Raw genomic sequence first — 22,127 nt, forward strand, 5'->3', positions numbered from 1 at the left:
CTCCCGAGCGGAGCTGGCAGACACGTAGTCCTTTGCTTAATATGGCGGAAGGTGCATCATTTGCACTCAATCATTGCATTTGACGCCATGTCAGAACGTGCCGGCCATGCTATGATCCGTTTATGCCGCATCCCGATCTCAATCTGCTTGTCACCCTCGATGTGCTGCTGACGGAGGGCAGCGTTGCGCGCGCCGCCAAGCGGCTGCGGCTGAGCCCGTCGGCGATGAGCCGGGCGCTGGCGCGATTGCGTGAGACGACGGGCGATCCGCTGTTGGTCAGGGCGGGACGCGGCCTCGTCGCCACCCCCCGGGCGCTCGAGCTCCGCGAGCGCGTCGGTCGGCTTGTGCAGGACGCCGAAGCCGTTCTGCGTCCTGTCGAGACGCTCGATCTGAAACGGCTTGTACGAACCTTCACGCTCAGAAACAGGGATGGCTTTGTCGAGAATTTCGGACCGGATCTCATTGCGCGCATCGGCGAACAGGCACCGGGCGTGCGGCTGCGTTTTGTGCTCAAGCCGGACAGGGACAGCACGCCCCTGCGCGACGGCAGCGTAGACCTTGAAACGGGGGTCGTCGGAAAGTCCACGGGACCAGAGGTGCGCGCGCAAGCGCTGTTCCGTGATCGTTTCGTCGGTGTCGTGCGGATGGGCCATCCATTATGCAAGGCCGCGATCACCCCTGCCCGCTATGCGGCCGGCCGGCACATCCTCATCTCCCGTCGCGGGCTCGACAGGGGATCGATCGACGATGCCCTTGAGCCGCTACGGTTGAAGCGAGAAATCGTGACGGTCGTCGGCGGCTTTTCGGAAGCTCTGGCTCTGGCGCGTGCCTCGGACCTGATCGCCAGCGTTCCCGAACGCCATACGGGAAACCTGCGCGATGGAATGTTCTGTTTCCCCCTGCCCGTTTCCCTGCCGGAAATCACGGTTTCACTTTTGTGGCACCCGCGACTGGATGCCGATCCGGCGCATCGCTGGCTGCGCGGCTGCATTCGAGACGCTTGCACGGAGCAATTCACCGATACATCGAAGCGTCGCTCCGAACCGCCCTGAGCGCATCGGGGCGGCCGCTCCGGACTCGTTGTCGCAGCCGCGGCGCGTCGATCGCGGCGATTTCCTCCGGCGAGAGCGGACCGGCGGCCGGCGCGCAATCGACAGCAGGACCACTCCCGTATGAAGGGCCCCCGCTGCTGACCCGATCACGGCAGTTCGGTGTTGCAGGCGCCGGCGATCTGGCCGACCGCCTCGCTGAGCCCGCCAAGGTCGAAATCGGCCTCGCCTCGCCCCGACAGCAGCCCGAAGCGCCAGGACAGCAGGAGCCGGTCTGCGGAAACCAGTCGCCTGATGCCGTCGGCACCGTCCCGAACCAGCGTCCTGCCTCGCGTGCCGACCGACCAGCTCTCGTTGACTTTGCTGGCCTTGTCGACAGTCACCGACACGGTGATGGTCCGGCTGGCGGAGACGGCATCGTTCAACCGCAGCCATTCGCTCCAGCGCGGTTCGCCATTCGCGCGGCAGGCAATGGTCAGGACCGGGCTGTAGCTCAAGGCGCCGCCGCCGGTGATGAGCTTGTTGGTGGCGTGGAGCGAGGCGGTGACTCGACCGTCGCTGCCCGTGTCGAACCGCCAATTGTCAGGAGCGCTATAGGCCTGGGCGATGCCGCAGACCGAGGCGAGGAGCAACGCCGTGGCGACCACGCCTCCGGTACCGACGAATAGCTTCAACGATCCCTCCAACAGCCTCTGCACTTTGCGACACGGTGGAGATAATGATCAAAACCTCGCACCGCCAGCCGCCAAACGCTGCTAGGGCACGAATCAATTGCCTACCGTATCGGTCCAAAATCGGAATCGATTCTCGGACAGCACGTTGCGTAAATAGATAAGAGTTCAAAAGTGTACTTTGTGCGTCCAAGCGGACACCGCAACGAGGGCGGCCTTTCACAATTCGGCAGAATTGCTGGGTTATTCGGCGTCCTTGGCAGGTTTTTCTTCACCGCAGCCTTCTTCTTCGCCGGCCGTCTTCTTGGTTTTTCCACATCGTCGCCATTGCGTTTTCGGGCGACCGGAAGACCCGCACTAGAATTTCGATCGAAAATCGAGCTATGATGCACGCGGCATTTCCTGGGACGACTTCACGCCCCTTGGAATGCCGGGAGGAAACGGGATATGGCCATCGCGCTTGTACTCGTTTTGGTCGTTGTGGGCTCAGTGTTGTTCCACTTCCTGAGCCCATGGTGGTGGACGCCGATAGCCTCGAACTGGGACTATATCGACAACACCATCATCATCACCTTCTGGATCACCGGCGTCGTCTTCGCCGCCGTCGTCCTATTCATGGCCTATTGCGTCTTCCGCTTCCGTCATCGGGAAGGCAATCAGGCGGCGTACGAACCCGAGAACAAGCGGCTCGAATGGTGGCTGACGATCGTCACCGCAATCGGGGTCACGGCCATGCTGGTTCCCGGCCTGTTCGTCTGGAACCAGTTCGTCAGCGTTCCAAGCGACGCGACCGTTGTCGAAGTCGTCGGCCAGCAGTGGCAGTGGAGTTTCCGCCTGCCTGGCAAGGACGGCAAGCTCGGCACATCCGACACCCGCAACGTCAGCGCTGAGAATCCCCTGGGCGTCATCGCTGGCGACCCCAATGGCCAGGACGACGTGGTGGTCGAAGCGGCCGATCTGCATCTGCCGGTCGGCAAGCCGGTCAAGATGCTGCTCCGCTCGATCGACGTGCTGCATGATTTCTATGTCCCGGAATTCCGCGCCAAGATGGACATGATCCCGGGCTCGGTCACCTATTTCTGGTTCACCCCGACCAAGACCGGAACCTTCCAGGTCCTATGTGCCGAACTTTGCGGCCAGGGACATCCTTTGATGAATGGTGTGGTCATGGTCGACACGCAGGAAGATTATCTGGCGTGGCTCGGCGAACAGCAGACCTTTGCGCAATTGTCGGCCCCCCAGCAGGTGGGCTCGGCAGAGTAGACGCCGGGAAAACGGCGACGTGGGTTGAAATTGCGGCAGGGCTCGAAACTATCGAGTCTGGCCGAAAAGGGCACGGAGGTGTTCCTATGGTCGATGTCACACCTGCAGATGCGGTACCGCCGGCCGAAGTCGCGGAGATGGAACTCTACCATCCGCACAGCTGGTGGACGAAATACGTCTTTTCGCAGGACGCCAAGGTCATCGCCATCCAGTATTCGGCGACGGCGACCGCAATCGGCATGGTGGCGCTGGTGCTGTCCTGGATGATGCGGCTGCAGCTCGGCTTCCCCGGCACGTTCGACTTCATCACCCCGGAAGCCTACTACCAGTTCATCACCATGCACGGCATGATCATGGTGATCTACCTGCTCACGGCACTCTTCCTGGGTGGCTTCGGCAACTACCTGATCCCGTTGATGGTCGGCGCTCGCGACATGGTTTTTCCCTATGTCAACATGCTGAGCTACTGGATCTATCTGCTCGCCGTGCTGGTTCTGGTGTCGAGCTTCTTTGCGCCCGGCGGACCGACGGGTGCCGGCTGGACGCTCTACCCGCCGCAGGCGATCATGACCGGCACGCCAGGCGGTCAGGACTGGGGCATCATGCTGATGCTCGTCTCGCTGATCCTGTTCATTATCGGCTTCACCATGGGCGGCTTGAATTACGTCGTGACGGTGCTGCAGGGCCGCACGCGCGGCATGACGCTGATGCGCATGCCGCTGACCGTCTGGGGTATCTTCACCGCGACCGTCATGGCGCTGCTCGCCTTTCCGGCGCTATTCGTCGCCTGCGTGATGATGTTGTTCGACCGTGCGCTCGGCACCTCCTTCTTCATGCCGGCCATCGTCGAGATGGGCGAACAATTGCAGCACGGCGGCGGCAGCCCGATCCTGTTCCAGCATCTGTTCTGGTTCTTCGGCCACCCGGAGGTCTACATCGTGGCGCTCCCGGCCTTCGGCATCGTATCCGACCTGATCAGCACTCATGCGCGCAAGAACATCTTCGGCTACCGGATGATGGTCTGGGCCATCGTCGGCATCGGCGCGCTGAGCTTCATAGTCTGGGCGCACCACATGTATGTCAGCGGCATGCATCCCTATTTCGGCTTCTTCTTCGCCACCACGACATTGATCATTGCCATCCCGACCGCGATCAAGGTCTACAACTGGGTGCTGACGCTGTGGCGCGGCGACATCCACCTCACCATCCCGATGCTTTTTGCCCTCGCCTTCATCGTCACCTTCGTCAATGGCGGGCTGACCGGGCTGTTTCTCGGAAATGTCGTCGTCGACGTTCCTCTGTCGGACACGATGTTCGTCGTTGCCCATTTCCATATGGTCATGGGCGTCGCCCCGATTCTCGTGATTTTCGGCGCGATCTATCACTGGTACCCGAAGGTCACTGGCCGGATGCTGAACGAGGCAATGGGCCAGTTCCATTTCTGGGTCACCTTCCTCGGTGCCTACCTGATTTTCTTTCCCATGCACTACATCGGCCTGATGGGCGTGCCGCGGCGCTACAACGAACTGACCGACATGACGGTGATGACCGAGTCGGCCCACAATCTGAACTCTTTCATCAGCATCATGGCATTTCTCGTCGGCTTTGCTCAGGTCGTGTTCCTGTTCAATCTGATCTGGAGCATCCGCCATGGTCGGGAGGCCGGCGGCAATCCGTGGCGTGCCACGACGCTCGAATGGCAGACGGCTGAAACACCGCCCGCCCATGGCAATTTCGGCAAGGAACTGCCGATCGTCTATCGCTGGGCCTATGATTACAGCGTGCCGGGCGCCAAGGAGGACTTTATCCCGCAAAACATGCCGGGCTCCTCAAGGGAGCCGGCATGAGCGTCATTCTGGTCTTCCTTCTCGTGATCGCCGGCTTTGCCGGTTGGTGGCTTTCCCACCAGCGGCTGATGGCGAAGCCATGGCTCGAGCAAGGTGTGATCGGGGATACTATCGGCTTGGAAGGATCGACGCTGCCGACCGCCAAGATCGGCCTCGGCGTCTTCCTCGCCGTCGTCGGCTGCCTGTTTGCGCTGTTCACCAGCGCCTATTTCATGCGCATGGCGCTGTCGGACTGGCAGGCGCTGCCGTTACCGCGCGTGCTCTGGTTCAACACCGGCGTGCTGGTCCTTAGCAGCATCGCGCTGCAATGCGCCTCGGTCGCCGCGCGCCGGGGCCAAATCGATACGGTCAGGCTCGGCCTCGCCACGGCTGGGCTCACCGCGCTTGCCTTCCTGATCGGACAGCTTGTGGCATGGCGGGAACTGACCGCCGACGGCTACCTGCTGACCGCCAATCCGGCCAACAGTTTTTTCTACCTGATAACCGGGATGCATGGCCTGCACATACTGGGAGGGCTGGTCGGCCTGGGCAGAACCGCTGCCGGCGCCTGGAACGGAGCACGGCCGGAGCGGCTTCGCCTCAGCGTCGAATTGTGCGCCATGTACTGGCATTTCCTGCTTTTCGTCTGGCTCGCGATCTTCGCGCTTCTGGCCGGTTGGGCCGCGAGTTTTATCGAGATTTGCCGACAGTTGCTGACCTAGGAGGGCCGGGCGGATGGCAGAGACGACACTGACGCATATCGGCCAGACACAGCCGCGGCCGGCGGGCCTGCGAGGCGTCGCCGCCGACTGGTCCTCGGATCAGCGCACGTTCAAGAATGTGTCCTGGGGCAAGGCCATGATGTGGATCTTCCTGCTCAGCGACACCTTCGTCTTCGGCTGCTTCCTGCTCTCCTACATGACCGCGCGCATGTCCACCCGAGTGCCGTGGCCCAATCCAAGCGAGGTCTTTTCCCTTCACATTGGCGGTTCGGACATTCCCCTGATCCTTATCGCCATCATGACCTTCGTGCTGATCTCGAGCAGCGGAACGATGGCCATGGCGGTGAATTTCGGCTATCGCCGCGACCGCCGCAAGACGGCGATCCTCATGCTTCTGACCGCAGCGCTCGGCGCGACCTTCGTCGGCATGCAGGCCTTCGAATGGACCAAGCTGATCACGGAGGGGGTGCGGCCCTGGGGCAACCCGTGGGGAGCGGCGCAGTTCGGGTCATCCTTCTTCATGATCACCGGCTTCCACGGCACCCATGTCACGTTTGGGGTGATCTTCCTGATCATCGTGGCGCGAAAGGTCTGGCGCGGAGATTACGATACGGGACGGCCCGGCTTCTTCACCAGCCGCAGAGGCCGCTACGAAAGCGTCGAGATCATGGGTCTCTACTGGCATTTCGTCGACTTGGTCTGGGTGTTCATTTTCGCGTTCTTCTATCTTTGGTGAGAGGCAGACATGGCTGAAGCAACCGCAAACGGTCTGGGGCAACATACGCTGCACGAAGCTCAAGCGCATGATGCGACAGCAACCGGCATCGCCCCTGCGGAGGTTCATCAGGAGCACCCGATCAAGCTCTACCTGGTGGTCTGGGCATGGCTGTTCGTCCTCAGCGCCTGCTCCTATCTGGTCGACTATGTCGGCCTCCAGGGCTATCTCAGATGGTCGCTGATCCTGATCTTCATGATGCTCAAGGCCGGGCTGATCGTCGCGGTCTTCATGCATATGGCCTGGGAAAGGCTGGCGCTGACGTATGCGGTCATATTGCCGCCGATCCTGGTGCTGGTGTTCGTGGCAATGATGGTCTTCGAATCGGACTACACGCTTCTCACCCGGATGGTGTTTTTTGGGGCCGAGCCCTGACGCGCAATCCGAATTCAGGCTTTTCGTCGGCATTTTCCGTCAAGGGCCGGAGGTGCCGCTTGTCATCCGGTTCTGGCCCCCTCGCCTTGAAACAATCGACAGTCGGCCCATTTTTGTTAGCACGGGAAACGACAGAAGGAGAATGATTGCCCTCGTTTCCCCACGCGTCGCGAGCTCCGGCAAGGGAGGCCAAGATGACGATCGCAAACAGACTGAAGGATTATATCGACGGGAAAGGAATTCCCTACGACACCGTCGCGCATCATCGCACATCGACAACAAGGCAGTCCGCAATCGCTGCGCATGTGCCCGGCAGCTTAATGGCCAAATCGGTGGTCGTTCACCACGAACTTGGCTATGCGCTGGCTGTGGTTCCGAGCACGCACAGGATCGAGCTCGGGGCGTTGCAGGACATCATGGACAAGCGCATCGGACTCGCCTCCGAAGATGAGGTGGTTTCGCTCTTCGGTGACTGCGACATCGGCGCCATCCCGCCAATCGGTGCGGCCTATGATGTGCCGGTCATCCTTGATGAAAGCCTCGGCAATGCCGATGACATCTATTTCGAGGGCGGCGACCACAGGACGCTGGTGCATGTCAGCGGCAAGGCTTTCCGCGACCTGACGATGGACGCACGCCAAGCGCGCTTCAGCCATCCGGCTTATTGAAAGCTCTGCCCGCACCGGCGCTCTCGCGGCCGGTGCGGCAAGGCAGGATTTTTCAGCCCACCGGTTTGGTGGACGTCGGCGATTCCACAACTTTCCGATAGACGTGCCAGGTGGCATGACCGAGGATCGGCAGGACGATCGCCAGCCCTGCGAACACCGGCAGCGAGCCTATGATCAGCGCCACGGCGACGATCAATCCCCAGACAGCCATCACGATCGGGTTCGCCAGGACCACGCGCACCGAGGTGTGGATGGCCTCGTAGGCTCCGACGTCGCGGTCGAGCAATAGCGGGAACGCGACGACCGTAGTGCACAACACGACCGCGGCGAAGACGAAGCCGATAGCGTGGCCCAGGACAATCAGCGTCCAGCCGCGTCCCGTGGCGAATATTTCACTGATGAAGCTGGAGAGCGATTCCGGCGGCGCAGGGCCGAACACCTGCTGGTAAAATGCCTGCGCGGTCAAAAGCCAGGCGACGAAGATCGCAAGCAGCATGATCCCGACCGCCGCGATAGCCGGCAGCGCCGGAGAATTCCTGATCTCGAAGGCGTGGCTCCAGGAGGCGTCGAGGCCGGCTTCCCGCCTCCGGCTGATCTCATAGAGGCCGAGCGCCGCGAAGGGACCGATCAGCGCAAAACCCGACACCAGCGGAAACAACAACGGCAACGCATTGTTGCCCGATGTCCAGACAGCGAGCACGATGCCAACAAGCGGATAGATCAGGCAGAGAAAAACGATGTGCGACGGTTTGACCATGAAATCGTCGACGCCACGCCTGAGCGCATCGAAAAGGTCGGAAATGCCGATCTTTCGAATTCTGGTGTGCTCCAGCGTCTCGCTGGCGCCTGCAATCACGTGAAAACTTGCCATGCCCATTCCTCCAGACCAGGTCCGGTGGATCGCGGTTTCACGGTGCTGTCGTTCAGCGTGACTGGCCACGCAAAACCGCGACCTGCACCATGATCAACATACGCCCTTGCACGGCGTTTGTCGCCCTTTGTCAGAACAGCGCGGCTCCGGTGATCAGGCTAGCTCTAACGGCTTTTCTTCGATATTCTCAAAAGTGGGTTGAAGGGTGAAGGTCATGGATGGAAAGACCGTTCTCATACTCGGCCTTGGCGTGGTTATTCTGCTGTTGCTGGGATTCTGTGCACTGCCAACGTGAGGCCCAACGTCGTCATTGCAGCAATCGGCGACCGGCCGTCTCAACCCCAATCGACGTTCAATGCAGCCACGAGACGGGCAACGCCGCCACGAGGCAGGTCATGCCGTTCAATTTCCAGCTGACATGACGGCACGCATGGCAATGGTATCGGCAAGCAGCACGGCAAAGATCGCGAAGAGATAGAGAATCGAATAGGCAAACAGCGCCTTTGCGCGTTTCATCTCCTTGTCGGCCAGAACCTTCCAGGCATGCCAGATGAACCCCGCGCCCAATGCGGCCGAGACAATCCCGTACAGTCCGCTCGCGAACCCGACAGCCCAAGGCAGCACGCCGATTGGCGCCAGGATCAGTGAATAGGCGAAGATCTGTTTTCTGGTCGAAGCCTGGCCGGCCACGTTCGGCATCATCGGGATGCCGGCCGCGGCATAGTCGCCGATCTTGAACAGCGCGAGCGCCCAGAAATGCGGCGGCGTCCAGAGGAAAATGATCAGGAACAGAACGAGGCTTTCAACCCCGACGGCGCCGGTGGCCGCCGCCCACCCGATCACCGGAGGAAGGGCACCAGCGGCGCCGCCTATCACGATATTCTGCGGCGTCGAGCGTTTCAGCCACATCGTGTAGATGACGACGTAGAAGAAGATGGTGAAGGCCAGCAGCGATGCGGCAGGCCACCCCACCAGCACGCCAAGCGTCATGACCGAAAGCACGGAAAGCACCAGGCCGAAGCCGAGAGCTTCGCCTGGCGTGATGCGGCCCGATGGGATCGGCCGCTTCGACGTGCGCGACATCAACGCATCGATATCGGCATCGTACCACATGTTGAGTGCCCCGGCCGCTCCTGCTCCAACCGCGATTGCACCGATTGCGATCACCGCGATGACCGGGTTCATCACCCCGGGTGCCACCATCAGGCCGACGAAAGCGGTAAAAACAGCAAGCGCCATGACACGTGGTTTCAGAAGCGCGAAGAAGTCACTGGCCGTCGCTTCCGAGATCTGGATACCGGTATCCTCAAGGCCGCTTTCCCGAGCCGACATTTCAGACGACCACTGATGGCGGCAGGCTATCTGGCCGGCCCATCGGCCGGCGGAAGAACCAGGTTACTTCCTGGCGGAAGAACCGGGTCATTTGGAGAATTGCTTCAGGTAGGCGATGACGTTGGCGAGGTCCTCGTCTTTCTTGAGGCCGGCAAACGCCATCTTCGTGCCTTTGATCTTGGCCTTCGGATCTTTAAGGTACTCCGTCAGCGTGGCATCGTCCCATTTGACGCCGGATGCCCCCGCCTCGGTCATCGGTTTGGAATATTTGAACCCCGGATGCGTGCCGGCCGTCCGGCCGATGACGCCGTTCAACGACGGGCCGATCTTGTTCTTGTCCTCGTCGGCGACGTGGCAGGCCTTGCATTTGGCGAAGACCTTCTCGCCCGCGGCGGCGTCCTGCGCCTGGGAGTGGTTCGTGATGAACGTCGCAACGGACATGACGGCGAAAAACGCGATTGCACGCATGGCATCTCCCTCCCCGATCGCCAGATCTGCCTGGGACGACCTGCGCGTGCCGACATTTTCGCCGGCATGCGCCCCTTGCACGAGAGAGCGGAAATTCCGCGTCTCCCGAATGGAATTGCGGCACCTGCATACCACAGAATCTGGCTGGCAGATAGAAGAAGCCCACCAGCAAGATTGGCGCCGGGGCGGTGAGGCAGCTCGATCGGCGCGCGGTCGGAACGCATGCCGGTTAAAGGCGTTAGACCAACTACGGTTCAGTGTCCGCAAGATCAAAGACCAGGGAAGATCCATGAACGACAGGAGCATCTTGGAGGTGCGCCACGGCACCCTCACGATCGACGGCGAGACGATCTTTTACAGAAAAGCAGGTCCTGAGGCCGCGCCGGTGCTGCTGCTTCCGCACGGCTATCCCTGCTCATCCTTCCAATATCGCCGGCTGATGCCGGCGCTCGCCGATCGGTGGCGGACGGTCGCGCCGGATTTCCCCGGCTTTGGCTACAGTGGAACCCCCGATCCGGCACGGTTCGGTTATGATTTTGACGCCTATGCAACTTTCCTGGAGCGGTTCACCGACGCGCTGGAGCTCGACAGCTACGCGCTATGGCTGCACGACTACGGGTCGCAGATCGGCCTGCGCCACGCTATAGCGCACCCATCGCGGATCAAGGCCCTCGTCATCCAGAATGGCGATATTTACGCGGATGCCCTTGGCCCCAAGTACGAAACGATCCGGCGTTTCTGGCGGGATCCCTCACCAGCGAACCGCGCGCCGCTCGAAAAGGCGGTGAGCGAAGACGGCTTTCGCGCCGAGTTCGTGGGAGAAGTCGATGACGACGTCGCTCAACGCGTCCCGCCCGATCTGTGGGAATTGCATTGGCCGCTGATGGATACGCCTGTGCGCCGCGCGCTTTCAGTCGGACTGATGGAGAAGCTCGAGGCCAATCTCGACTGGTTCCCTCGTTACCAGGCATATCTGCGCGAGCATCGGCCTCCGGCAATGATCCTTTGGGGACCGAAGGACGAATACATGCCCGAGCCGGCAGCGCGCGCCTATCTGCGCGATCTCCCCGACGCCGAACTGCATTTGCTGAACGACGCAGGGCACTGGCTGCTGGAGACCCATTTCGAGGTCGCCCTGCCGTTGGTGCGCAGGTTTCTCGGTGAGGTCCTGCATTGATCGCACCGCACGACACCGCAGCGGATTCCGCCGTCGCGCCCATCCCCATCACAACCCATCGAGAGGAGCGCTTCATGACCGACAACGCCACGATTGCCCGGATCTGGCGCGGAAGGACGCGCCGTGATTTGGCGGACGCCTACGAGCCGTACCTGCGCCGCGAGGGCATTCCGCCGCTTCAGGAGAAGGCACTCGGCGTGCAGTTGTTTCGCGAAGATCGCGAAGGAGAAACAGAGTTCGTGACGATCTCGTACTGGCCAGACGTCGAAGCCATGGCGAGCTTCACTGGCGGCGATCCGCACAAGATCCACCACCTGCCGCGCGACCAGGAGTTTCTCGTCGAACTGCCCAACCGAGTGACCGTGATGCGAATCCTCGTCAATCAATTGCCTCGCGATTAGGGCGGCGGCGGCCGACTTCATTCTCATGGCGGCGATCCGGGAGCAGCCAGGGTTGCGATCAAGCTTAGGCTGGAAGGCTTGCTACCCTCTTCTTGGCCGCCATTCGTTCTCTCGCCGCTGAGTTGATCCTCAGCGATACCATCGACGAAGTCCTAAAGGCAGGCGGCCATCAGCGCGTCGGTCTCGATCCCTGGTGCGACGAATTCCTGGACGAAGCGCCCGTCCCTCAACACCAGGACACGGTCGCAGACCTTGGGCAGTTCCTCGATCTCGCTGGACACGAAAATGATGCTTTTGCCCTCCGCGGCAAGCTCGCGGATGATAGCGTAGATTTGCGACTTCGCTTCGACATCGACACCCCTGGTCGGTTCGTCGAACAGCAGGATACGGCTGCCGGCATAGACCCAACGGCCGATCACCACTTTCTGCTGGTTGCCGCCCGAAAGCGTGCCGACCGGCGTATCGATACGCGCCGTTTTGATGCCGATACGACGGACGATGTCGCCTGCCGCTTGCGCCATCCGCGATGCCGAGATCACGCCGTTCACCGTCACCTTCGAGAAGTCGGTGGCGACGGTGTTTTCGTCCACGCCGAGCAGCGGCATGATGCCGTCCTCCTTGCGGCTTTCCGGCGTCATGCCGATCCCGCTCCTGACCCGCTCGCCATAGGAGCCGCGGGTAATGTCCTTTTCGTCGAGCAGCACCGTGCCGGCGCGCACGGCATCGAGCCCGCCGATCGCCCTGAGCAGCTCGGTGCGGCCGGAGCCGAGCAGGCCGGCAAAGCCCAGCACCTCACCGCGCCTGAGATCGAAGCTGACACCGGCGAGCTTCGGCGGCACGGCAAGATCCCGCACCGACAGCACGGTATCGCCTCCCCTCGCCTCGCCGACGAGCCTATCGTTCTGCTCGCTGCGACCGAGCATCAGCCGGATGATCTCGGCGGTGTCGGCGCCGGCAACCTCGACGGTCCCCGCAACCCTGCCGTCGCGCATCACCGTGGCGGCCTCGGCGATCTGCCGGATCTCGCTCATGCGATGGCTGACATAGATCACCGCAATGCCGGCGCCGGCCAGGCTGCGCACGGCCTTGAACAGGAGTTCGACCTCGGCGGCCGCGAGCGAGCTGGTCGGCTCGTCGAGGATGACGAGTTTAGGTTCGCCGATCATGACGCGGGCGATCTCGACGAGCTGTCGCTCGGCCGGGCTCAGCGTCGCGACGCGGCGGCGCGGATCGAGCGTCAGCCCGAGCCGGGCCAGCGTCTCGCGCGCCTGATGTTCCATCTCGCCGTGGGAAAGCACGCCCATGCTGGACGGCCAGCGGCCGAGGAACAGGTTCTCGGCGATGCTCATCCCGACGATCAGGCTGAGCTCCTGATAGACGGCGCGCACGCCGAGCCGGGCAGCTTCGACCGTGCGCTGGGTGCCGGAACCGGTCAGCGCCGCGCCATCGATCGTGACCTCGCCCCTGTCAGGCACCGTGGCCCCGGTCAGCAGCCGGATCAGCGTCGATTTCCCCGCCCCGTTCTTGCCGAGCAGGGCACGGACTTCGCCCCGGCTGATCTCGAAATCGACATCGTCCAGCGCTAGCACGCCGGGATAGTGCTTGGTCGCGCCACGCACGGCGGCGACCAAGGTCTGCGGATCCTGCTGGCGGGCGGTCTGCATGGGCTGATCCTCGCGGGTTCCCGTCACGCGCCGAAAGTGCGGCGTTCGCGATAGCGTGTGACCAGTATGTTGGCGAGCACGGCGGCGACGATAATGACGCCGCGCACCACCTCCTGGAAGAATGGATTGATGCCGCGCAGCACCAGCCCGTTGCCGATCAGCGTGATGACGAAGACGCCGAGCAGCGTGCCGAGCATCGAGCCGCGTCCGCCCGACAGCGCCGTGCCGCCGATGACGACGGCGGCGATCACGTCGAATTCGAGGCCGGAAGCGGTACCGGCATTGCCCGAGCCGAGCCGCGCGGTCAAAAGCACGCCGGCAAGTGCTGCCATCACGCCCGACGTGGTGAAGATCAGCACGCGAATGCGCGCGACGTTGATGCCGCATAATTCGGCGGCGTTGGCGTTGCCGCCGACAGCGAAGATCGACCGGCCGTAGGCGGTCTTCTGGCTGATGAAGGAGAAGACGGCGAACAGCACCAGCATGACGATGGCCGAGGTGGGTATGCCGAATATCTTGTCGGCAAGGATGTCGAGGAAGGCGTTGTCGGGGAAGGTGACCGGCAGCGCGTTGGTGGTGAAGAACGACATGCCGCGCAACGCGCTCCACAGGCCGAGCGTGGCGACGAAGGACGGCACCCCGAAATAGGCGCGCAGCGATCCGGCGAAGGTGCCTAGCGCGCCGCCGATGGCAAGCGCCGCCAGGATGGCGAGCGCGACATTGACGTCGGCCTTCAGCATGAAGGCGAGGCAGACGGAGGTGAAGGCGACCATCGGCCCGACGCTGACGTCGATCTCGCCGGCGATGATGATCAGCGTCACCGCCCAGGACGCAATCGCGATGGAAGCCGCGTCGCGCAACAGCGACAGGTGATTGTTGGCCGACAGAAAGCCGTTGGTGGTCGCGCCGAAGCCGAAATAGAGGACGAGCAGGATGGCGATCAGGCCGATCTCGTTCATATCGAGCGCGAACAGGCGAAAGCCGCGCCGACGGCTGGTTGTGGTTGTGGTCGCACTCATTGCAATCTTCCTCGTCAGGGCCGGTGACAGGTGTAACGGACGGAACCCGTGAGGCTTTCGCCAGGCGCCAGCCTCACCAGCCCGCCGCCGGAGGGCATGTTATGTCCGTCGGCGCTATGGCTCATCGGTTCGAAACAGAAGAAATCATAGTCGTAGCCGGCATCGAAGGCCGGATCGGAGACGAAGATCAGATAGCGGGAGAACACCGGATCGGCATCGATCTCCAATGAAATCCGGCGCTCTGGCCAGTCGATATCAGCCCCGCCGTTCCAGCCCTCGAAAACCGTGTTGACCCAGCGGCGCGGCAGGCCGCGCGGCTGGGCGAAGTCGATGTCGCCGGCGACCGGATGCTCGACGGTCGGCAGCCAGGAGGAATCCTCGTCCCAACAGGAGCGAGCGGCTGCCTTGAGCGTGGTCTCTTTCGTCAGTGGGAGATAGGGATGCCAGCCGAGGCCAAACGGCAGCGCGAACTCGCCGCGATTGGTGACGGACAGTGTTGTCGTCAGTGTGGGGCCGTCGATCGAAAAGCGCTGTTCGGCATCATAGGCGTACGGCGTGCCGGCGCCGCGATGGCTGAACCCAAGTGCGATCTCAGTGTTTGTGTGGCGCACAATTTGCCACTCGCCGGTCCAGCCGTCGCCATGCAGGTAGTGCCTGTCCCAGTCCATGTTGGGGGTGAGCGAATACTCGCGGCCTTCGAAGGAAAAGCGGTTGTCGCGCACTCGGTTCCCGAAAGGCACCAGCGGAAAGCAGGCGGATTTCAGCGCTGCGCGTTCCCGCCCTTGCGGTGGGTCGCGAAACAGCGGCACCTCCACATCGCCCGAACGCGAAAGAAACCGCCAGATCGCTCCGCCGGTCGTGGTGACGGTGAGGCCCAGTGCTTCGTTGGCGATTTCGATATCGGCCATCGCTTAGTTCGGAAATTCGACGATGACTTTTCCCGAGCGCCCGCCTGCCATCAGCGCATAGGCCTCGGGCGCCTTTTCCAGCGGGAAGGCATCGGTGATGATGTCATGCGGATGCAGGCCCCAGGCGTCGAGGTCCTCGCAGCACTGGTCCATATTGTGGACGCTGGTTACCCAGGAGCCGTAGATGGTCCGCTGGCGGTGCAGAAGGTCGTCGCTGACGTCGAACTCGACCTTGCCGGTTTCGCCGATATAGACGCAGCGCCCCCAGGTACGCGTGGCCTGCAGCGCCAGCACCCGGCCGCGCGGATTGCCGGAGCAGTCGATGGCGACAGCGGCACCGCCCTTGGTCAATTCATTGATGGCGTCGAGCGCGTTCGGCCCGGCGACGAGGCCGTGGTCGAGCAGGCCGAGCTTCTTCGCCGTCTCGACCCGGTCGGGCTGCGTATCGACACCGATCGCCAGGCGTGCGCCACGGCCCTTGGCCAGCATCAGCGCAGCCATGCCGACCGGCCCGAGGCCGACGACGAGCACTGCGTCGCTGCCCGAAACATTGCCGCGCAGCACCGCCTCGTAAGCGGTGCCGACGCCGCACGAGATGAAGCAGCCGTCGCGGTAGGACAGTGTGTCAGGCAGGTGCACGAGATCGCGCTCGTCGGCGACAAGATATTCGGCATGGCCGCCATCGCGCTGCCAGCCATAGGCGGCACGCTGCGGGTCGGTGCAGGAGATCTGAAAACCCTTGCGGCAGTTGCGGCAGAAGCCGCAGCCCGAGATATGATACACGGCGACACGATCGCCCGGCTTGAAATGCCGGCAGCCGGCGCCAAGGTCGACGACCTGCCCGGCCGGCTCATGCCCCGCCACGACGCCTTGGTAGGACGTGCGCGGATCGTCGCCGAGATGCTTGTGATAAATGTAGTGGATGTCGCTGCCGCAAATGCCGGAAGCCTTCATCTTCAGGAGCACCTGGCCGATGCCTGGCTTCGGACGGTCGATTTCGCGCAGGTCGACGGTGGAATTGCCCGGAAGATAGGCGGCGAGCATTTTCGGCATGATTCAGGCTCCGGACCCCGGCTCTTTCGGCCGTGGGCAGTATGCGAGATTGTCGGTTTCCCGAAAAGTTGTCATTCCCCGAAAGGACTGGCCGCCGTGATGCGGCGGCCAGCATCGCATGGTTCGGGAGGATGCGATCAGGAAAGGCCGTCCTTGTGGGTTTCGAGCCACTTCTTGGCCTCGTCGGCCGATTTGAAGATCGATATGCCCATGGGCACGATGATATCAGCGGCTTTCTTGCCTTCGGCGCCATTCAGCGCCTGTTCGAGCGCCAGCTTGCCAATGCCCTGGCCGGACACGTCGGCGACTGCCTTCATCACCGAGAAGTCGGCGAGTTCGGTCGCGGCTGAAGACGTCATGTCGGCGGCGAAGACGACGACCTTTCCGGCCAGGCCGCGCTGCTTGATGGTGCGCACCGCACCGGTGCCGGCATCGCCGCCCTCGCCGAAGAAAGCGTCGATATCCGGATTGGCCGACAGCATCTGGTCGCTGACCGATACGGCGTCATCGAGCACGGTGCCGCGCTGGTTTGCCGAGATGACATAGCCGGGAACCTTGGCCTTGAGCGCCGCCTCAAAACCTTCGCGGCGCTTGACGCAGACTTCGACGAATTCGCAGTTCAGCACGCCGATCTTCGGCTCCTTGATGCCTTGGGCGATGAAATAGTCGGCTGCGACGTCGCCGAGCTGGCGGCCGAACTCCGTCGGATCGGCGACTGCATAGGCATAGACATATTTTTTCATGTCGGCGTCGTTGATGCAGGTGTTGTAGCAAACGACGGGAATGCCGGCCTCATGCGCCCGCTTGATGGCGCGCACCGAACCGTCGGCGGAGACGGCGGACAGGATGATCGCCTTGACGTCGGCCGAGACAAGGCGGTCGATGAAAGAGGCTTCGGCGCCCGGATCGGCGCGTGCATTCGTCTCGAGGAGTTCGATCTCCTTGCCCATCGAGTTGGCGCCGTCCTGGATGCCCTTGCGCACGGCGGCATAGAAACCGACGTCGTCGAGATAGATGGCGCCGATGCCGGTCGAATCGGCCAGCGCCGGGGCGGCCGCCGAGGCAAGCGTGGCCGCCGCAAGCGCGGCGATTGCGAACTGCTGCATGGATTTCATGTCGTCCTCCCAACGGATGGTGAATTGCGCCCGTCGCGGCGCCGCAGCCGGATCGGGCTGCAGGCAAACCTCTCCCTACGGGACTTGCCCAATCCGAGATCGACTTGAACATCTAGATCGGATCAAACTAATTTATAGATACTATGTTTAATGCGACTGTCAACGCCTTTCTCGGCGCTGTGGAGACACAAATAGCGCCAGATTGCTACATAGCACAGCATCACAATTGGCGTTGAACGCATCGCCAAAGCCGACTAATGTGCCATATAGATATGATCTATCAAGCGATTGCGTGGGAGTTTCCAGGTGAAGATCACAGGTATCGAGACCCGCGTGGTCAACGCGGAAATGCGAAACTGGGTATTCGTGAAGGTGCTGACCGATGAGCCGGGGCTTCATGGCTGGGGCGAAGCGACACTGGAATGGAAGACCCGGGCAGTGGTCGGCGCGGTCGAGGATCTGGCGCCGCTGATCGTCGGGCGCGACTCTCGCGACATCGAACAGGCCGTGCGGATCATGCGCAAGCAGTCGTTCTGGCGGCTCGGCGCAATCGGTATGAGCGCGATCTCCGGCATCGAGATGGCGCTGTGGGACATCATGGGCAAGCATTTCGGCGTGCCCGTGTGGCGCCTGCTTGGCGGCAAGGTGCGCGACAAGGTCGGCGTCTATACCCATCTCGGCCTTGGCGACATGCGCGCCGTCTACGAGACTATGGAGACCGATCCGCTGGTCGAGCGCGCGCATGCCGTGGTCGAGAAAGGCTACCGTGCCTTCAAGGCGGTGTTCATTCCCTATACGCACTATCACGCGCCGCTGCCCGACGTGGACAAGGTGGCGCGGCTGATGGAGGCCCTGCGCAAGGCAGTCGGGCCGGGGATCGAGATCATGGTGGATTTTCATGGCCGCCCGGCGTCGGTTGCCGCGGCACTTGCCTATGTCGAGGCGCTCGCCCCCAACCGGCCGATGTTTGTCGAGGAGCCGTTGCCGCCCGGCGATACGGCCGGGCTGAAGTCGCTCTGCGCCCGCACTTCGGTGCCACTGGCGACCGGCGAGCGGCTGGTCGAACGCGCGGAGTTCGTAGAGTTGCTTTCAGCCAGCGCGGTCAGCATCATCCAGCCCGACATCTGCCATTGCGGCGGCCTCTCGGAGGCCAAGAAGATTGCGGCCCATGCCGAGGCCGTCGGCGTCGGCGTCGCTCCCCATAATCCGCTCGGACCGATCGCCGGCGTTGCCGCGCTGCATTTCGCCGTCTCGACGCCGAACCATGTCATCCAGGAAGAAATGGTCGGCGCGGTGCCATGGTATTTCGACGTGGTCAGAGGTCCGATCCGCATGGTCGACGGTTTCTGGCAGGTGCCGGACGCGCCCGGCCTTGGCATCGAGGTTGACGAGGCGGCTTGCGCGCGCCATCCGTTCGCACCCGAGGTGCTGCACACGCAGAACGCCGTGATGCCGGACGGCACAATCGTCGACTGGTGAGGATGGACCACTGGTGAGGATGAAATGACCGGACGTCTGCAGGACAAGGTCGCGATCATAACCGGCGCCGGACGCGGTATCGGCGCGGCGATCGCCCGCGCCTTCCACCGCGAAGGCGCGAAGGTCGTCGTCGCCGAAATTGACAAGATGACCGGCGAGGCGGTCGCAAGCGACCTTTCGCCAAACAGGGCAAGCGCACTGTTTGTGCCATGCGACGTCCGCCAGAACGCTTCCGTCGAAGCCGTCGCCGCGCTGGCGAAGGAGACCTTTGGCCGTATCGACATTCTCGTCAACAATGCCGGCATCAACGTCTTCCACGAGCCGCTGGAGACAAGCGAAGCCGAATGGCGGCGCTGCTTCGACATCGATCTCGACGGCGTCTGGCGCATGAGCAAGGCCGTATTGCCGGCCATGCTCGACCGGGGCGCCGGCTCGATCGTCAACATTGCCTCCACGCACAGTTTTTCGATCATCCCCGGTTGCTTCCCCTACCCCGTCGCCAAGCACGGACTTCTGGGCCTGACCCGGGCGCTCGGCATCGACTACGCAGCAAGGGGTGTCCGGGTGAACGCTATCGCGCCCGGCTATATCGAGACGCAGATCGCCGTCGACTACTGGAACACTTTTCCGGACCCCGAGGCCGAGCGGCGGCGTACCTATGATCTGCATCCGCAGAAGCGCATTGGCAAACCCGAGGAGGTGGCGATGACGGCGCTGTTCCTCGCTTCCGACGAGGCACCCTTCATCAACGCCGCCTGCATCGTCGTCGATGGCGGCCGTTCGGTGCTGTACCATGACTGACGGCGTCGTTGCGCGGCGCGCCGGTCGCGCCTATGAGTTGCAAGCTGGAGAAGGGCTGGGAAAACATGGCATCTGAGCTTGGCGTGGCTGAAGGCGGTTCATTGCACCGCGCCGAAACCGAGGGCGCCGGCGGCAGCCGCATCCACGATTCCGTCGTCAACGTGCTCGGCAGCCGCATCCTTGGCGGCGCCTATCGGCAAGGCGACATGCTGCCACGCGAGGAAGAGCTCTGCGCGATGCTCGGTGTCAGCCGCACCTCGGTACGCGAAGCGATCAAGGTGCTGTCGGCAAAGGGGCTGGTCGAGGCGCGGCGCCGGGTCGGCGTGCGCGTCCTGTCGCGCGACGAGTGGCGGCTGCTCGATCCTGTGGTGTTGAGCTGGCACCCTGACATCCAGAACGACAGCGAGCTGATTTCCGGTCTGATCGAGGCCCGCCGCATCTTCGAACCGGCCGCGGCCGAACTTGCTGCCAGGCGTGGCACCGGCTCCGATCTCGCGGCGATCGAGGCTGCCTTCAACGCGATGCGCGATTCGATCCCGCACGATCTCGATGGAGTCTGCCGAGCGGATCTGGCTTTCCACCGCAGCGTGATCGCGGCAAGCCACAACGTCGTTCTGAAAGGGTTGATCGGGATGCTGGAGGCGGCGCTGAGCGCATCCTTCCTCGTCACCAACAGGCTGATGGAAGCGCAGTCGCGGGCGTTGGCGGCGCATCAGGCCGTGCTCGAGGCGATCCGCATGCGCGACACCGCCGGAGCCAGGGCCGCGATGAACCGGCTGCTCGACATCGCCGCCGACGATCTGCAGGTCGCCTAGAAAAGAAAAAAGAAAAGAGGCCGCCTCGAGGGCGGCCTTTCAAATTCAGAATTCAGCACAACGCCGTGTTATTCGGCGTCCTTGGCAGCCTTTTTCTTCGGCGCGGCCTTCTTCTTCGGCTCTTCCGCATCGTCGGCCGTCTTGGCGTCGGCCTGCTTAGCGTCGGCCTTCTTGGCAGCGGCTTTCTTCGCCGGCTTCGCCTTGGCCGTCTCGGTGTCTTCGTCGTCGGCCATCAGCTCTTCCTTGCTGACCTTGACGTCGGTGACGGAAATCTGACCGAGGAGATGATCGACCACCTTCTCCTCGAATATCGGCGCGCGCAGCGTGTTCAATGCTTCGGGATTGCCGCGGTAGAATTCGAAGGCTTCCTGCTGCTGGGCGGCCGGATAGCGGCGCACCTGCTCGAACAGGCCGCGCTGCAATTCCTCGTCCGACACGGTAACGCCGGCCTTTTCGCCGATTTCGGCGAGAACCAGGCCGAGACGCACGCGGCGCTCGGCAAGTCGCATATATTCGGCGCGCGCCTCTTCTTCCGTCGTCTCCTCGTCGGCGAAGGTGCGGCCGGCGGTTTCCAGATCGCGGTTGACCTGGTTCCAGATGTTGTTGAACTCGGCTTCGATGAGCTTCGACGGCGCCTCGAACGAGTAAGCGGCGTCGAGCTGGTCGAGCAGCTGGCGCTTGACCTTCTGGCGCGTCATCGATCCGAACTGGTTCTCGATCTGGGTGCGCACCACTTCACGCAGGCGCTCCAGCGACTCCAGGCCGAGGTTCTTGGCCGTTTCGTCGTTGATTTCCAAAGCCCCGGGCTGGGACACTTCCTTGACGGTGACGTCGAAGGTGGCTTCCTTGCCGGCAAGATGCGCCGCCTGGTAGTTTTCCGGGAATGTGACCGTGACCTGCTTCTCGTCGCCGGCCTTGCTGCCGATGAGCTGATCCTCGAAGCCGGGAATGAATTCCTTGGAGCCGAGCACCAGAGGCTGGTCCGTGCCGGCGCCGCCGTTGAAGGCCTCGCCGTCGATCTTGCCGACATAGTCGATCGTCACACGGTCGCCTTCGGCAGCCTTGCCGGCCTTCGGCTCGTAGGTGCGCGCCGATTCGGCGACACGCTGGACCTGCTCGTCGATCTCGCTGTCAGGCACGTCGAACACCTGACGCGTCACCTTGATGTCGGAGAAATCCTTGATCTCGATGGGCGGGATGATCTCGTAATTCAGGCGGAATTCGAAGTCGGCGCCGCCGGCCAGGATCTTCTCGGCCTCCTTCTCGTCCTCGGTCATGATCACTTCGGGCTGCATGGCAGCCTTTTCGCCGCGCCCGGTGATGATCGAACGGGTCGAATCGTTGAGGATCTCGTTGACCACTTCGGCCATGAACGACTTGCCGTAGACCTTGCGCAGGTGCTGCACCGGCACCTTGCCGGGGCGGAAGCCGTTGATGCGGACCTTGCTCCTGGCGTCGGAAAGCCGCGCCATCAGCTTGGCTTCCATGTCACCGGCCGGCACGGTGATCTTGATCTCGCGCTTGAGACCGGAATTGAGCGTTTCGGTGACCTGCATCATAAAACCTTTGTTTTCATCAATGGGGCCGCCAAACGGCTCCTGCCGTTTACAGCCTGCCGGTATGATCTCGCCGGGAATGGCTTTTGGTGCGGGACTTGGCGATCTGTCCGCTCAAA

General features: G+C 62.6%; 22 protein-coding genes. 12 read left to right on the forward strand and 10 right to left on the reverse strand.

Translation table 11 applies throughout. The features are described from left to right. Positions 1 to 122: 122 nt before the first annotated feature. Positions 123 to 1,052 (forward strand): LysR family transcriptional regulator, encoded by a 930-nt coding sequence (locus IQ26_RS18675; RefSeq protein WP_145719836.1) that lies wholly within the window; start codon positions 123 to 125, stop codon positions 1,050 to 1,052. A gap of 146 nt (positions 1,053 to 1,198) precedes the next feature. On the opposite strand, the gene IQ26_RS18680 is transcribed toward IQ26_RS18675, so the two are convergent. Beyond that, on the reverse strand, positions 1,199 to 1,723 hold the full coding sequence (locus IQ26_RS18680) for a hypothetical protein (protein WP_145719837.1): 525 nt from the start codon (positions 1,721 to 1,723) through the stop codon (positions 1,199 to 1,201). Positions 1,724 to 2,167: 444 nt separating this feature from the next. Between IQ26_RS18680 and coxB the strand changes: the two genes are divergently transcribed. The 6 genes from coxB (at position 2,168) to IQ26_RS18710 (ending at position 7,349) form a co-directional block, all read left to right on the forward strand. Next, positions 2,168 to 2,983 carry a cytochrome c oxidase subunit II gene (gene coxB / locus IQ26_RS18685; RefSeq protein WP_145719838.1) on the forward strand — a complete coding sequence of 272 codons (816 nt, stop codon included), beginning with the start codon at positions 2,168 to 2,170 and terminating at the stop codon, positions 2,981 to 2,983. Positions 2,984 to 3,069: 86 nt separating this feature from the next. After that, positions 3,070 to 4,830, forward strand: a complete 1,761-nt coding sequence (ctaD, locus tag IQ26_RS18690; RefSeq protein WP_145719839.1) for a cytochrome c oxidase subunit I — start codon at positions 3,070 to 3,072, stop codon at positions 4,828 to 4,830. After that, complete coding sequence (locus IQ26_RS18695; protein ID WP_145719840.1) at positions 4,827 to 5,531, forward strand: cytochrome c oxidase subunit 3; 705 nt, start codon at positions 4,827 to 4,829, stop codon at positions 5,529 to 5,531. Before ctaD ends, IQ26_RS18695 begins: the two co-directional genes overlap by 4 nt. A gap of 13 nt (positions 5,532 to 5,544) precedes the next feature. Further along, positions 5,545 to 6,267 carry a heme-copper oxidase subunit III family protein gene (locus IQ26_RS18700; RefSeq protein WP_145719841.1) on the forward strand — a complete coding sequence of 241 codons (723 nt, stop codon included), beginning with the start codon at positions 5,545 to 5,547 and terminating at the stop codon, positions 6,265 to 6,267. A 9-nt stretch (positions 6,268 to 6,276) separates the two neighbouring features. Beyond that, positions 6,277 to 6,681 carry a cytochrome C oxidase subunit IV family protein gene (locus IQ26_RS18705; RefSeq protein ID WP_145719842.1) on the forward strand — a complete coding sequence of 135 codons (405 nt, stop codon included), beginning with the start codon at positions 6,277 to 6,279 and terminating at the stop codon, positions 6,679 to 6,681. Between the two features lie 194 nt (positions 6,682 to 6,875). Further along, complete coding sequence (locus IQ26_RS18710) at positions 6,876 to 7,349, forward strand: aminoacyl-tRNA deacylase (RefSeq protein ID WP_145719843.1); 474 nt, start codon at positions 6,876 to 6,878, stop codon at positions 7,347 to 7,349. Positions 7,350 to 7,401: 52 nt separating this feature from the next. Here IQ26_RS18710 and IQ26_RS18715 read toward each other — a convergent pair whose 3' ends face one another. The 3 genes from IQ26_RS18715 to IQ26_RS18725 form a co-directional block, all read right to left on the reverse strand. Next, positions 7,402 to 8,220, reverse strand: coding sequence for a DUF2189 domain-containing protein (locus IQ26_RS18715; protein WP_145719844.1), 819 nt, complete (start codon positions 8,218 to 8,220; stop codon positions 7,402 to 7,404). 402 nt (positions 8,221 to 8,622) lie between these two features. After that, positions 8,623 to 9,552: a heme o synthase gene (locus tag IQ26_RS18720; RefSeq protein WP_145719845.1), complete on the reverse strand. Its 930-nt coding sequence runs from the start codon at positions 9,550 to 9,552 to the stop codon at positions 8,623 to 8,625. 87 nt (positions 9,553 to 9,639) lie between these two features. Then, entirely contained in the window at positions 9,640 to 10,020 is a 381-nt protein-coding gene (locus tag IQ26_RS18725) for a c-type cytochrome (RefSeq protein WP_145719846.1), read from the reverse strand. A gap of 289 nt (positions 10,021 to 10,309) precedes the next feature. Here IQ26_RS18725 and IQ26_RS18730 point away from each other — a divergent pair, with 289 nt between their 5' ends. Beyond that, positions 10,310 to 11,197, forward strand: coding sequence for an alpha/beta fold hydrolase (locus tag IQ26_RS18730; protein WP_145719927.1), 888 nt, complete (start codon positions 10,310 to 10,312; stop codon positions 11,195 to 11,197). Between the two features lie 74 nt (positions 11,198 to 11,271). Next, positions 11,272 to 11,598: an antibiotic biosynthesis monooxygenase family protein gene (locus IQ26_RS18735; RefSeq protein ID WP_145719847.1), complete on the forward strand. Its 327-nt coding sequence runs from the start codon at positions 11,272 to 11,274 to the stop codon at positions 11,596 to 11,598. A 152-nt stretch (positions 11,599 to 11,750) separates the two neighbouring features. On the opposite strand, the gene IQ26_RS18740 is transcribed toward IQ26_RS18735, so the two are convergent. The 5 genes from IQ26_RS18740 to IQ26_RS18760 all read right to left on the reverse strand — a co-directional run bounded on the left by IQ26_RS18740 (position 11,751) and on the right by IQ26_RS18760 (position 17,357). After that, complete coding sequence (locus IQ26_RS18740) at positions 11,751 to 13,262, reverse strand: sugar ABC transporter ATP-binding protein (RefSeq protein ID WP_145719848.1); 1,512 nt, start codon at positions 13,260 to 13,262, stop codon at positions 11,751 to 11,753. Positions 13,263 to 13,285: 23 nt separating this feature from the next. Then, positions 13,286 to 14,281 (reverse strand): ABC transporter permease, encoded by a 996-nt coding sequence (locus IQ26_RS18745; protein WP_145719849.1) that lies wholly within the window; start codon positions 14,279 to 14,281, stop codon positions 13,286 to 13,288. Positions 14,282 to 14,295: 14 nt separating this feature from the next. Continuing rightward, on the reverse strand, positions 14,296 to 15,189 hold the full coding sequence (locus IQ26_RS18750) for an aldose 1-epimerase (protein ID WP_145719850.1): 894 nt from the start codon (positions 15,187 to 15,189) through the stop codon (positions 14,296 to 14,298). A 3-nt stretch (positions 15,190 to 15,192) separates the two neighbouring features. Beyond that, complete coding sequence (locus IQ26_RS18755; protein ID WP_145719851.1) at positions 15,193 to 16,242, reverse strand: zinc-dependent alcohol dehydrogenase family protein; 1,050 nt, start codon at positions 16,240 to 16,242, stop codon at positions 15,193 to 15,195. 137 nt (positions 16,243 to 16,379) lie between these two features. Next, the gene (locus tag IQ26_RS18760; protein WP_145719852.1) at positions 16,380 to 17,357 is read right to left on the reverse strand and encodes a substrate-binding domain-containing protein; all 978 of its coding nucleotides are present in this window, start codon (positions 17,355 to 17,357) and stop codon (positions 16,380 to 16,382) included. Between the two features lie 306 nt (positions 17,358 to 17,663). Between IQ26_RS18760 and dgoD the strand changes: the two genes are divergently transcribed. The 3 genes from dgoD (at position 17,664) to IQ26_RS18775 (ending at position 20,452) form a co-directional block, all read left to right on the forward strand. Further along, the gene (gene dgoD, locus IQ26_RS18765) at positions 17,664 to 18,836 is read left to right on the forward strand and encodes a galactonate dehydratase (protein WP_145719853.1); all 1,173 of its coding nucleotides are present in this window, start codon (positions 17,664 to 17,666) and stop codon (positions 18,834 to 18,836) included. Positions 18,837 to 18,860: 24 nt separating this feature from the next. After that, on the forward strand, positions 18,861 to 19,637 hold the full coding sequence (locus IQ26_RS18770) for an SDR family oxidoreductase (RefSeq protein WP_145719854.1): 777 nt from the start codon (positions 18,861 to 18,863) through the stop codon (positions 19,635 to 19,637). A 65-nt stretch (positions 19,638 to 19,702) separates the two neighbouring features. Continuing rightward, positions 19,703 to 20,452: a FadR/GntR family transcriptional regulator gene (locus tag IQ26_RS18775; protein ID WP_162458011.1), complete on the forward strand. Its 750-nt coding sequence runs from the start codon at positions 19,703 to 19,705 to the stop codon at positions 20,450 to 20,452. A 68-nt stretch (positions 20,453 to 20,520) separates the two neighbouring features. Here the strand turns inward: IQ26_RS18775 and tig are convergent, their stop codons facing one another. After that, positions 20,521 to 22,008, reverse strand: a complete 1,488-nt coding sequence (gene tig / locus IQ26_RS18780) for a trigger factor (protein ID WP_145719928.1) — start codon at positions 22,006 to 22,008, stop codon at positions 20,521 to 20,523. Positions 22,009 to 22,127: the final 119 nt, after the last annotated feature.

The sequence above is a fragment of the Mesorhizobium tianshanense genome, from assembly GCF_007830515.1.
In the GTDB taxonomy this organism is placed as follows: domain Bacteria; phylum Pseudomonadota; class Alphaproteobacteria; order Rhizobiales; family Rhizobiaceae; genus Mesorhizobium; species Mesorhizobium tianshanense.